Annotated in this window: 8 protein-coding genes; 5 read left to right on the top strand and 3 right to left on the bottom strand. The window is 47.2% G+C overall.

Annotated features, from left to right (window positions below):
- Position 1 precedes the first annotated feature (1 nt).
- Both K1Y79_RS09830 and K1Y79_RS09825 read right to left on the bottom strand, forming a co-directional pair.
- Positions 2-4,354: a CusA/CzcA family heavy metal efflux RND transporter gene (locus K1Y79_RS09830; RefSeq protein ID WP_220249847.1), complete on the bottom strand. Its 4,353-nt coding sequence runs from the start codon at positions 4,352-4,354 to the stop codon at positions 2-4.
- A gap of 101 nt (positions 4,355-4,455) precedes the next feature.
- Complete coding sequence (locus K1Y79_RS09825; protein ID WP_220249846.1) at positions 4,456-4,797, bottom strand: hypothetical protein; 342 nt, start codon at positions 4,795-4,797, stop codon at positions 4,456-4,458.
- 223 nt (positions 4,798-5,020) lie between these two features.
- On the opposite strand from K1Y79_RS09825, the gene K1Y79_RS09820 reads away from it, so the two are divergent.
- Together K1Y79_RS09820 and K1Y79_RS09815 are read left to right on the top strand one after the other, a co-directional pair.
- The gene (locus tag K1Y79_RS09820; protein ID WP_220249845.1) at positions 5,021-5,614 is read left to right on the top strand and encodes a DUF1543 domain-containing protein; all 594 of its coding nucleotides are present in this window, start codon (positions 5,021-5,023) and stop codon (positions 5,612-5,614) included.
- 19 nt (positions 5,615-5,633) lie between these two features.
- Positions 5,634-6,353: a DUF3891 family protein gene (locus K1Y79_RS09815; protein WP_220249844.1), complete on the top strand. Its 720-nt coding sequence runs from the start codon at positions 5,634-5,636 to the stop codon at positions 6,351-6,353.
- Here K1Y79_RS09815 and K1Y79_RS09810 read toward each other — a convergent pair.
- Positions 6,328-7,026 (bottom strand): methyltransferase domain-containing protein, encoded by a 699-nt coding sequence (locus K1Y79_RS09810; RefSeq protein WP_220249843.1) that lies wholly within the window; start codon positions 7,024-7,026, stop codon positions 6,328-6,330. The genes K1Y79_RS09815 and K1Y79_RS09810 overlap by 26 nt on opposite strands.
- Before the next feature lie 128 nt (positions 7,027-7,154).
- On the opposite strand from K1Y79_RS09810, the gene K1Y79_RS09805 reads away from it, so the two are divergent.
- Genes K1Y79_RS09805 through K1Y79_RS09795 form a run of 3 tightly spaced genes read left to right on the top strand, consistent with a single transcriptional unit; the run spans position 7,155 to position 13,255 of the window.
- On the top strand, positions 7,155-9,917 hold the full coding sequence (locus tag K1Y79_RS09805; protein ID WP_220249842.1) for a glycoside hydrolase family 2 protein: 2,763 nt from the start codon (positions 7,155-7,157) through the stop codon (positions 9,915-9,917).
- A gap of 60 nt (positions 9,918-9,977) precedes the next feature.
- Positions 9,978-11,372: an alpha/beta hydrolase family protein gene (locus K1Y79_RS09800; RefSeq protein WP_236059555.1), complete on the top strand. Its 1,395-nt coding sequence runs from the start codon at positions 9,978-9,980 to the stop codon at positions 11,370-11,372.
- Positions 11,369-13,255, top strand: a complete 1,887-nt coding sequence (locus K1Y79_RS09795; RefSeq protein ID WP_220249841.1) for a right-handed parallel beta-helix repeat-containing protein — start codon at positions 11,369-11,371, stop codon at positions 13,253-13,255. The genes K1Y79_RS09800 and K1Y79_RS09795 overlap by 4 nt, the downstream gene beginning before the upstream one ends.
- Positions 13,256-13,266 lie beyond the last annotated feature (11 nt).

Below are 13,266 nucleotides of genomic sequence, written 5' to 3'. Positions count from 1 at the left end.
ATTAGATGTTTTGCAGTTTCAGTACCTGGATTACGGACTGGTTATAGTTATTCAATATATCTAGGTACTCATTTCTGATGCTGATAGCCTGGTCTACCAGGATGACCCATTGCAGGTAGTCGATCTCTCCACCCACAAATTGCTGATCGGCAGTAGTGATAATAGCTGTGGCATTCTCCAGCCCTTTCCCCTGGTAATATTCCAGACTGCCTGCATATTTGCGCAACTGCGTCTGAGCGTTCTGCCACTCTGCCTGCGTCTGTAATAATGCATAACCAGTACGTTGCCTGGCTATTTGCCAGTCAACCTGTGCAGCTGCTGCCCTGGAGCGTTGTGCACCGGCAAACAGTGGTACGCTGATGCCGGCATTGATGTAACTAAAACGTTGACTGTTATTGAAATAGACATCCTGGCCGCCTATGTTTTGCGGCCCATTGATACTCTGATTGTTATATCCGACAAAGAAGTCAGGCAGTAACCTGGACCGCTCTGTACGCCAGTTCCATTGGGCCGCAGCTGAGGCATGTTCCAGGCTTTTAATCTGTGGCAGCTGGCTAAACATTGTATCTGTAGCAGTAATAAATGCCAGCTTTATACTATCAGCTGATGGCTGATACAGGAGACTGTCGCCCAGCAAAAGATTAAATTGCCGTTCCGTAACCTGGATATCTGCGGAGATCATCTCCAGTTGAATGGAGATCTGTTGCCGGTGGGAAGCAGCGGTAGTTTGCTCAAGTATATTGGTTTCTCCCGTTTTGAACCGGAGATTAGCTTTTTCTTCAAATAGCCGGTAGATGCTATCCGCATAGTGCAGCAGTTCCTGTTTTTCATGTAGCCATACCCACTCATAATAAACCTTACGCACATTCGTCCGGATGTCCTGCTCCATTACCTGTGTCTGCGACTGCGCAGCCAGGTAGCTTTCCTTTAATGCCCGCTTCTGATGGCCATAAACGGTAGGGAAGTTCAAGGACTGGGTGACGCCAAACCGGTTATCATTGTTCACACTGTTGAACTTTCCATAGTCCATGTTCAATTGTGTCTTAGGGATATCAACGCCGGTTTTCTGACGTAGACCTTCCGCCCGTTCATGCAGTCTGGCATTGCTGGCCTGGAGATTATGAACCAGGGCAATATTGATAGCCTCCTGTAATCCCACCGGGCGGTCCTGTGCCTGTACCGCCGGGATACAGAGCATCAGTATGCCTCCCATGAGCAGGGTTTTATTAATGACAATTTTCTTTTTTCCTTCAAACAAAAGATACAGGGCGGGTAGCACAAATAAGGTAAGCAGGGTGGCTGTGAGCAGTCCGCCGATGACTACTGTTGCCAGCGGACGTTGCACTTCTGCACCTGCGCCATTACTTAAGGCCATGGGCAGGAAGCCAAGTGAAGCTACAGCTGCAGTCATCAGTACCGGCCGTAGGCGGTTACGGGTACCTTGCATTACAAGTTCCAGGGTATCTGTAATACGCCCTTCTTTTTTAATGCGGTTAAATTCAGAGATGAGTACAATGCCGTTTAACACGGCTACGCCGAATAAAGCAATAAAGCCTACACCGGCAGATATGCTGAAAGGCATACCTCTGAGCGCAAGTGCAAATACGCCGCCGATAGCTGACAAAGGGATAGCGGTATAGATTAACGCCCCTTCCTTTACAGAAGAAAAGGCGAAATAGAGCATCATAAATATGAGCAGCAGCGATACTGGCACCGCTATACCAAGGCGTTTTTTCGCTTGCTGGAGGTTTTCAAACGCACCTCCGTAGGTAATAGCATATCCAGGAGCCAGTTTAACAGCCGAGTGAATCTTCTGTTGTAATTCTTCTACGATAGACTGTACATCGCGTCCGCGTACATTGAAACCAACCGTAATTCGTCTTTTGGCATCTTCACGTTGTATCTGATTGGGGCCTTCAATCTCATCGATAGCAGCTACCTGGTATAGTGGTATCTGGTTACCGGTAGCAGTAGCGATCATCAGGTTACGTACGTCTTCAATATTGCGGCGACCTTCATTGCCAACCCGCACTACAAGGTCAAATCGTTTTTCGCCTTCATATATCTGTCCTGCGGCCGCTCCTGCAAAGGCAGCGTTCACTGTACGGTTGATCTCACTGATATTAAGTCCGTATTTGGCGATCTCGTTACGGTTGTACCTGATTACTACCTGCGGCATGCCTGTTACCTTTTCTACATACCAGTCAGCAGTGCCTTTAACAGTCTTGCTGATATTACCGATCTGCTCCGCATATTTTGCCAGTTGATCCAGATCCTCACCGAATACTTTACATACAACGTCCTGTTTTGCGCCGGTCATCAACTCATTAAAGCGCATCTGTACCGGGTATTGGAATCCCATTGTTACGCCGGGTATAGCGTTTTGTACTACGGCCGACATTTTATCTGCCATTTCCTGGAAGCTCTCCGCACTGGTCCATTCAGCTTTATCCTTCAATACGATAATCATATCACCTCCTTCGATGGGCATAGGATCAGTAGGGATTTCTGCGCTACCAATACGGGATACAATTTTTTCTACTTCCGGAAACTTATCTTTCAGCAATCCGGATATCTGCTGGAAAGTGGTAATTGTCGTACTTAGATTTGTGCCTACCAGCAGTCTTGTTTCGACAGCGAAATCGCCCTCCTCAAGCTGCGGAATAAATTCTCCTCCCATCCGGGTGAATACGAATACAGCAATGGCAAACAGCCCAAATGCAATTGCTACCAACCCTCTTCTGATACGTAAGGCTTTGGTAAGCGCCTGATGATAAGCATGTTCTATTTTGCTCATCACGCGGTCAGACAGGTTAGGTGTATGAGAAAGCTTTTTGCTGATGAAAAGCGAACTTACCATCGGTACGTAGGTCAACGATAGTATAAAGGCCCCCATGATAGCAAAGGCTACAGTCTGTGCCATCGGCTTGAACATTTTGCCTTCAATCCCTTCCAGGGACAGGATAGGGAGGTATACAATCAGGATAATAATCTGCCCGAATACAGCTGCATTCATCATCCGGGAGGATGAGCCCGCGACTTCAGCATTCATTTCCTCCTGCGAAAGCAGTGTTGCGTGCTGGTATTTCTTTGAGAAATGCAGGTGATGAAGTATAGCTTCGACAATGATAACGGCTCCATCGACGATCAGGCCGAAGTCCAGTGCCCCGAGACTCATCAGGTTACCACTTACGCCGAAAGTATTCATCATGATAATGGCAAACAGCATCGACAACGGTATTACGGAGGCTACTATCAGTCCGGCCCGCAGGTTGCCAAGGAATATTACGAGTACAAAGATTACGATCAGTGCGCCTTCCAACAGGTTATGCTCTACGGTACCAATGGCGTTATTTACCATTTTAGTACGGTCTAAGAAAGGTTCTATGCGAAGGCCCTCGGGCAACGTTAATTGTATTTCGGCGATACGTTGTTTCACATGCTTAACAACCTCCGACGAGTTTTCCCCCTTCAGCATCATGACAATAGCCCCGGTTACTTCGCCGGTATTATTATAATTCAGTGCTCCGTAACGGGTAGCAGCGCCCATTCTGACGTTGGCGACATGCCTGATCAGCACCGGTGTACCGGCAGAGGTATTTTTGACAACAATATTTTCAATGTCAGCGATATTACCGGCTAAACCCTCACTGCGGATATACATTACAGTCGGCCCTTTCTCAATGTAAGCGCCACCTGTATTTTGGTTGTTCGTCTGCAGCGCGGTAAACACATCGTTGATGGTTAGCCCCAGTGATTTTAGTTGGTAGGGATTAATCGCTACTTCGTATTGCTTCAGTTCTCCCCCGAATGTGGATACATCGGCTACGCCTTTTGTACCCAGCAATTGCCGCCTTACCAGCCAGTCCTGTATAGTGCGGAGGTCTGCCAGATTATACTTTCCTTCGTACCCTGCTTCCGGGCGTAGCACGTATTGATATATTTCTCCCAGGCCGGTAGAGACAGGGGCCAGCTCAGGTTTACTGGCATTTTCATTGATCTCTATCTGCTGTAGCCGCTCTGTTACCTGTTGTCGTGCCCAGTAGATATCCGCGTCATCCTCAAATACAACGCTGATCAGCGATAACCCAAACCTGGACATACTACGGCTTTCCTTGAGACGCGGTATGTTACTGATAGCCTGTTCTATCGGGAAGGTGATTAGCCTTTCAACATCCTGTGCTCCTAACGCAGGAGCTGTCGTAATAATCTGTACCTGGTTATTGGTGATGTCAGGCACGGCATCAATAGGCAAGCGGGTTACTTCAAATATGCCATAGACGGTCCATAGCAACATGAATAACCCAATTACCAGTTTATTTCTAACTGAGAATTGAATAATCTTGTCAAGCATGATTTGCTGTTAAATAGGTCGTAAATGTCAATACAGGACACTGACAGGGCAATTTCGCCGCATCAGGTCAATATGTATTGAAGCAGTAAACAGAAAGCAAATCAGGCACAGGGAGGTCTGAAAGGAGAAGTAAGATCAGGGGCGGGATGGTATTGATCTTTGTAAGCTGTAAAGGTTTGTGGGATGATCTGTTCAGCAGCTATGATCTGCGGTACCTGTGAGAACCGGGCGTATAGCACCTGTTGAGTGGAGGTATTGACTTTCTTGAAAGGAAGTTGCATATCCCGGGCATTGTCATTATCATCCAGATCTTGCCCCCAGTAGTGCATAGAGAGAAAGTCCAGCAGATTTACCTTTGGGTCACGCTCCTGATGCTCTTTGAAGTGCTCAAACAGCACAGGCAGCTTCAGGAACTGGTCCAGGGAGGTATTTTCTACTGACACAAAAAAAACGAGTATGTAAAGGCATACTTTTCTCACGGGGGCAAAAATAAGCCATCCCCCGGTTAATGCAAGACCATAGATAAAAAATATACCTCTATAGAAGGTTATATGTGATGAACGGCAGTCGATTTTTGGATGAATATTTGTTTAACGATATTGTAGCAGTCGCTTGCGTACTGCCCGACAAATAGTGTAACGAACAACATATTAGAATTTTAATAACATGGAACAGGCCGAAAGAACAGGTAGTAATCAACTGAAGCTGTATATGGTATTACTAGGCTCAAAGGCACCTGGTAGAAATGTAGAGCAGCATGACTTTTTCTTTGGCATTGGTACCTCTCTAAGAGAACTCGTACCCAGGATGAAAGCGTTCTGGCCGGAAGCAGGCAACAGTCTTCATATAGATGGCTGGCGGGAGGTAACCAGTGTGGATGGTTATGCTGTGAATGTGGAAACGGCTGCAGCTGTTGCTGCACCATCCGCTCAAAGGCTGTTCTTTATTAACATGGGCGGCTACCAGACCGGGAAACTGGAGGAACAGCATTACACCCTCCTGACTGTACAGGATGACCGGATGAGTGCTATAAAGGCGTCTAAAACGACCGCCTTCTTTAAAACCAGTACCATTAAAACCCTAAAAGGTGCCAGCGCACATATAGATGAAAAATATGGAATTGACGTAGATGATATCTACCGCATTGAGGATGTGCTTTCGCCTGAAGATAAGGCAGCCTATCGCATCCACCTGGTACCTGATGTCAATAATATTGTTGATGAAATACACCTTGGGTACTTTCGGTTAAATAAAATATGAAGCAAAACCCTGTTAGAAAATGATCGTTAACTATACAAATAACGGTTGGGAAGTCATTACTCAACGCGCACATGGGATGCTGGCCGCAGCCATTGCCTATAACTGGAACGACAGCGTAAAAACAAACCGTTGGCTGGAAACACTAATGGCAATAGCAGAACATGACGACGGACAAACAGAACTTGATGGTATGGACCTGCTCACACCCTCCGGCGGGCCGGTAGACTTTAAAATGCGGGAGATTACTATAGACCACTGCGTCAATACAATAAACATCGCACTGAGCAAAAGCGTCTATATTGCTTTGCTATGTTCAATGCATCTGCAATTCATCTGTGGGGAGCATCCTGAAGCTGATGTTATCAGCTTTCTGAAAGAACAGCAGCAGGTGCGCGCTCAATGGAGACGCCTGCTTAAAATGACCACTAAAGATGCGGACAGGGATTATGCGCTGCTGGAATGGTGCGATGCTCTTTCTCTGCTACTTTGCCAACGTGAGAACCAGCCGGAACATCGCGCAGTGGATATTAGTCTGGGACCTGACAACAAAAATTACCAGCTGATACAAAAAGATGCAGATACGCTGACTGTTAAGCCCTGGCCTTTCAAGCCCGCTGTTTTTCAGCTCAGCTATGAGAAGCGTTTGATGAAGGACTTGTCATATAAAGACGCGGAACAGTTCAAAACTGCTTTTCTAAATGCGCCACTACAATTTAAGACATGGAAGTTTGAGAAGTGACATAATGGGAAGTTACTGCTTCCTGGCCTGTATAGTTAGGTCCGGTCTGATCGTCTGCGCCAAGGTAGGTTACTCCAAAATCAATCATCCTCGGCCCCTGGCAACTGAGGATCTTTGTTCTGCTATTATAATCAATATGATGTTTGCGGAATAGCTGCTTTAAATAATCTGCTTTCTGACCCTGGATATGAACATTCTGCAGATCCAGATTACAGTAGAACCGGCCATTGCCACTGAGTGCCGTAAAGATGTGGCTTAATACTTTTAGTTTATCACCCACATAATGTATTCCATGCACGCAGGTGATCAGATCATAACATTGCTTTGGCTGCCAGTCTACGGCCGATTGTATATCAAAGGTTAAACAGGTAATATTACCGGGAACAGGAAGAAACGAATCAATCAGATCAATCCCGAATAACAAGGCCTGACCCTGTAAATGCCGGCTGGCAAGATAATCAGCTGCCTGTATCAGTGCTTTACCCTGGCCGCAACACACATCCAGCCAGCTCACATGCCCCTGCTGCTGTATGTATTCCAAAAGAATGTCCTGGGGCCGGAACCTAAATTCCTGTTCGTAGCTATTGATGCCACTGGCATTGCGCTCGCGATTCATGCGGGTATTTGCGACTACCGCTGACCATATAAGTGAACCTTCTGATAATAGCTCCATAAGTGACCGGAATAAGCCCTCAATTTACAGGTAAATCTTCTAAGTATCTGAAGAATATACGTGTCTGTAGTACAATTATTATATTCTTTTCTTAACTTACCCTCCCTGGTACCCAAAAATAACCACGGATGATGAGAAAGATTCCACTGATATGTCTGACTTTACTGGTCACGGCTTTACATGCCGTGGCGCAATCCACTGAAATACAATACCTCTCAGGTACTGGTAGTGATCATACCGTAAATTGGCAATTCCTGTGTACCGGCGGCAACAATGCAGGTAAGTGGACAACCATTCCGGTACCTTCCTGTTGGGAACTACAGGGTTTTGGAAAGTATGACTATGGTTTTGCTAAAGATAGTGTCCGTGGAAAAGAAAGCGGGCGCTATAAATATGCTTTTAAGGTTCCGGCAGCCTGGAAAGGGAAGAAGATCAATATTGTATTTGAAGGCGTAATGACAGATGCTACTGTCAAAATAAACGGAACTGCCGCCGGTCCTACACATCAAGGCGCATTTTACTCCTTCAAATATGACATCTCCCACCTGTTGAAGTATGGCGGACAACCAAACCAATTAGAGGTTACTGTTGATAAGCACTCCGCCAATCAATCTGTTAATGAAGCCGAAAGAAAAGCTGACTTCTGGATCTTCGGAGGCATATTCCGGCCAGTATTCCTGGAGGCACTGCCTGATCAGCACATTGAGGCGGTGGCAATCAATGCAAAGGCTGATGGGTCTTTCCAGGCTGATATAGCCGTAAAGGCGGCAGCAGACATGCAGTTGCTCATACAGCTCTACGATAAGGATAATAAAATGGTGGGCATGCCGCTTAGTCAGCAGGTAAGCGGCCACCAGATGCAAGCGCAAGGTAAGTACAAGGATATACAACTATGGTCTTCCGAGCATCCGCATCTTTATAAGGCAACAATCTCTTTGTTGCACCAGCATAAGGTAGTACATACTATCAGTCAGCGGTTCGGTTTCCGTACGGTAGAACTGAGGCAGCGGGATGGGATATATGTCAATGGGGTTAAGATGAAGTTCAAGGGTGTAAACCGTCACTCATTCAGCCCTGAAAGCGGCCGTACCACCAGTAGAAGTATCAGTATTGCTGATGCCCTGCTGATCAAGGATATGAACATGAATGCAGTACGCATGTCGCACTATCCACCGGATGCGCACTTCCTGGAAGTATGCGATTCTCTGGGACTATATGTGATGGACGAACTTGCGGGCTGGCATGGGTATTATGACGATACTACAGGCGCTAAGCTGGTAAAGGAGATGATTACTCATGATGTCAATCATCCCAGTATTGTAATGTGGGCAAATGGTAACGAGGGCGGCCATAATACGGCCCTTGACCACTTCTTTCCTGATCTTGACCCGCAACGCCGGCCTGTAGTACACCCCTGGCAACTGTTTAACGGTATAGAAACACAGCACTACCGGGAATACAATTACGGTATCGGGAATTATGAGAATGGCAGGGAAATAGTAATGCCTACTGAGTTCCTGCATGGGCAGTTCGATGGTGGACATGGGGCCGGACTTGAGGACTATTGGGAAAAAATGTGGCATAATCCGCTGAGTGCCGGCGGTTTCCTATGGGACTTTGCAGACCAGGGGGTGGTAAGAAAGGACCTGCATGACTCGCTGGATACCGATCATCACAGGGGGGCAGATGGCATTGTTGGTCCTCATCACGAAAAGGAAGGCAGCTTTTTTACCATCAAACAGGTATGGAGCCCCATCTATATAGAACGGCGTGAAATTGCTCCTGACTTCAATGGAACCTTCGACGTTGAGAACAGGTATGCTTTCACTAAACTTGACCAATGTACCTTCACTGCCCGTCTGGTTGCCCTGGAAGCAGAGAAGACTGATTCTTTCCATGTTCCGGCTCCTCCTGTCAAACCATTTGAAAAAGGCCGTCTGCAGTTACCACTGCCCGCTGACTGGTCTTCGTATGACGTCCTATATCTCACAGCCAGAGATGCAGATAATAGAGAGATCTTCACCTGGAGCTATCCAATCGTCCGTCCGCAGCAGGTGGTACAGCGCAGTATCGACACTATAGGTACGGGCAATGTGGTATTAACAGAAAGAGACTCGTTATGGGTAGTTTCCGCCAATAAGACAGCGCTTGCCTTTAACAGAAATAATGGCCTGCTTATGGGCGTGAAATATAAGGATCAGGATATACCTCTCAGCAAAGGACCGGTGTTGCAGGAGGCTGAAAATAACTTCGCAGGCTTTACACATCGCTATGAAGGTAAAAACCTGATTGTCACTTCCACCTTTGACAGGAAACTTAGTTATAATACCCTGCGATGGACTATTTATCCGTCAGGTATTGTCAAGATGGTGGTCATCTACTTCCCAGCTGCTTATTTTACCACATTTGCAGGCGTAAATTTCTCTTTTCCAGAGTCTGCCATCAGAGGAGTAGGTTATATGGGAGATGGCCCTTACAGGGTCTGGAAAAACCGTTTAAAAGGAAACCGCTTCGGGATATGGCACAAAGCTTATAATAACACAGAAACAGGGGAAAGCTGGAATTACCCTGAATTTAAGGGATACCATGCCAATATGTACTGGTGTGATTTTATCACAGATCAGCGGGTATTCAGGGTGTATACTGAGAATGAAGGCCTGTTCCTACGCCTGTTTACACCGGCATGGAAAACTGACCAGTGGCATAACTATGAGCCATTGTTCCCGGCAGGGGACATCTCCTTTATGCAGGGTATCAGTAGTATAGGTTCAAAGACCCAGCGTAACGAAACCACTGGGCCCATGGGCGCTAAGAATATCTTCTATGATTACGAAAAAGACCCTGAAAGGGCCTTACAGATCACGCTGTACTTCGACTTCTCAGTAAAGTAGACAGCATAGGATGATCGCCTTTTGATTTTACATTAGATTCCGTTCGTTTAAGGCCATGTTATGAAAAGAACTTTCCGATTCCTGCAGCTCATTATGAGCTGTTCCCTCTTCTTTTATGCCCGGCTGACATATGCACAGCAGACATCCGACAGCGCTTACCGGAAGCCTCTTAAGACGGTATTAGCTGATATAGAGCATAAATTTGGTGTGCAGATCCGGTATAATGAGAAGCTTGTCGCCAACAGATACGTTCCTTATGCAGACTGGCGTTACCGGCCTACACTTGAGGCTACGCTGGACAATATACTTTCTCCCCTTGATCTAAAGGTAAAGAAGGATAAAGGAATGTATAAACTCAGCGAGTATGAATACTACCGCTGGTCAGTCAGCGATGGCTGGGCCGAACTAGACAGAATTGCTGCTCAGTATCACAATGTACAGGAATGGGAACAGCGTAAGGCCGTTCTTAAGCCTTGCCTGATGGAAGCCCTGCAACTATCGCCCTTACCGACTGCGCCTGCCTCCAGACCAATTATCACGCCCGAAAGGAAATATGACGGATACACCGTCAGCAACATTGCGATTGAAATACTTCCTGGTGTATACATTAACGGATCGTTATATAAACCTTCCAGGATTAAAGGAAAGATACCTGTAATACTCAACCCGGATGGACACTGGCAGCAACAGCGCTACCGTCCCGACTGTCAATACCGTTGTGCGGCCCTGGCAAGAATGGGCGCTATCGCATTCAGCTACGATCTGTTTGCATGGGGCGAATCACAGTTACAGTTTGAAGAAGCTGACCACCGTAAAAGTCTTGCCATGACAATCCAGGCTTTAGGGTCTATACGCATACTTGATTACCTCCTTTCACTGAAATATGCGGATACTACCCGCGTGGGCATCACTGGAGGCTCAGGCGCTGGCAGCCACACCGTCCTGATGTCTGCTGTAGATGACCGCATCACTGTGAGTGCGCCTGTTGTTGCTATCAGCTCTTACTTCTACGGCGGCTGCCCCTGTGAAAGCGGCATGCCTATCCATGCCTGTGGTAATCGTACTGACAATGTGGAGATAGCAGCTATGTCGGCCCCGCACCCGCAATTGCTGGTAAGCGACGGTGGCGACTGGACGGATAAAACGCCTGAACATGATTATCCCTATTTACAGAAGATATACGGGTACTATGGTAAGGCTGCGGATGTCAGCAACGTGCACCTGCCCAAAGAAGGACATGATTTTGGTATCAATAAACGCAATGCTGTATACGACTTTATGGCCAAGTACCTGGCACTGAACCGTGCTGCTGCAGATGAATCAAAGATCACTATAGAAAAGACGCCTGCTATGTATGTATTCGGAGAGAAAGGCGAGCAGCTGCCTGCAACTGCTATCCACGGTTTTGCCCAACTGGAAGAGGTATGGAAAGCGGCTACAAACAAAACAAAATGATCAGACTGCCTATAATAACCCTGCTGACCTGCCTGTACTCATTACCGCTGCTGGCCGCTGATATTTATGTGGCTACTTCCGGCAACGACCACTACCCTGGTACAGCTGATCGGCCTAAAGCAACACTGAACGCGGCAATAAGACACGCCAGAGAACTACGCAGACTTAATGATCCCGCCATCAAAGGAGGCATCCATATTATAGTCAAAGGTGGCCTTTACGCTTTATATGAACCTGTATTTATCCGCCCTGAAGATGCAGGTACTGCGGATAGTCCGACAACCATTGAAGCTGCCGAAGGGGAACTGCCTGTACTCAGTGGAGGCGTACATATCTCCGGCTGGCGGCCGGCTGGTGGTAAACAAAAGATCTGGGTAGCCGACCTGCCATCAGTCGGTAACAGCATATTAGACTTCCGGCAGCTGTGGGTGAATAACCATAAAGCCATCCGCGCGAAGGATATGCCCGGCGATAGCATGCGTCGCATACTCTCCTGGAACCATAAAGACGGCACCTGCTGGATCCCTGCGTCATCTGTCAAAGGCCTGGATAAAGCACCAGGTCTGGAGATGTTTATCCACCAATGGTGGGCTATTGCCAATCTGCGTATTAAAAGCATGCGTACGCAAGGCGATAGTACGCAGCTTTCATTCTATCAACCGGAGAGTAATATACAATCTGAACATCCCTGGCCAGCGCCCTGGGTATCGAAGGAGTCAGGTAATTCCGCTTTCCTGCTTACCAATGCACTGCCATTACTGGATGAACCAGGGGAGTGGTACCTGGATGTAAAAGCGCAAAAGGTCTATTACTGGCCACATGCACAGGAAGACTTATCACGTGCAACGGTCATTGCTCCGGTACTGGAGTCTCTTGTTGTCATTCAGGGTACTATTGATCACCCGGTATCGCACATCCGGTTCAAAGGTATCAGCTTTCAGCACACTACCTGGTTAAGGCCATCTCAGAAAGGACATGTACCTTTACAGGCCGGGCTTTTTATGCTCGACGCTTATAAGCTGGACACGCCAGGCACGCCCGACAAGAAGGGGCTTGAAAACCAGGCCTGGATAGGCCGGCCACCGGCGGCTGCGGATGTTGCCTATGCAACACAGATCAATTTTACGGGGTGCCGCTTTGAGCATCTTGCATCTACCGGACTTGATTACCGCATCGGTTGTCGCTATGACACTGTCAAAGGCTGCCTGTTCAAAGACATCGGCGGTACCGGTATACAACTCGGTACTTATTCTGATGAAGCGACTGAAACACATCTGCCTTTCCAGCCAGCAGATACACGCGTTGTATGCAGTAATTTACTTATTACCAACAATCTTATCACCGATGTTACAAACGATGACTGGGGAACGCTTGGTATCAGCGCAGGGTATGTCAGCAATGTCACTATCACGCACAACGAAATAAGTGAAGTCTCCTATACCGGTATCAGTGTGGGATGGGGATGGACGAAGACGGTCAACGTTATGCATAACAACCGTATTACTGCTAACAAGATTCATCACTATGCAAAGCGCATGTATGATGTTGCCGGTATCTACACACTATCTGCACAACCTGGCTCTGAAATCAGTTACAATTATATTGACAGTATCTACAAAGCGCCTTATGCCCATCTGCCGGAACACTGGTTTTACCTGTATACGGATGAAGGCACTGCCTATTACACAGTAAAAGATAACTGGTGCCCTGCTGAAAAATTCCTCCGCAATGCCAATGGACCGAATAACATATGGGAGCGTAATGGTCCACAGGTAAGCGACAGTATAAAACTTTCCGCCGGACTGGAAGCACCTTACAAATACCTGCTCAAAGAAAGCGCGCAGCCTTCTGCTACACAACCGATCAATCAACATCATCAATAACGGCCACGGAC

Source organism: Chitinophaga rhizophila, assembly GCF_019492185.1.
GTDB lineage: Bacteria > Bacteroidota > Bacteroidia > Chitinophagales > Chitinophagaceae > Chitinophaga > Chitinophaga rhizophila.
The sequence above is the reverse complement of the archived record's forward strand: the minus strand, read 5'-3'. Positions and strand labels throughout refer to the sequence as shown.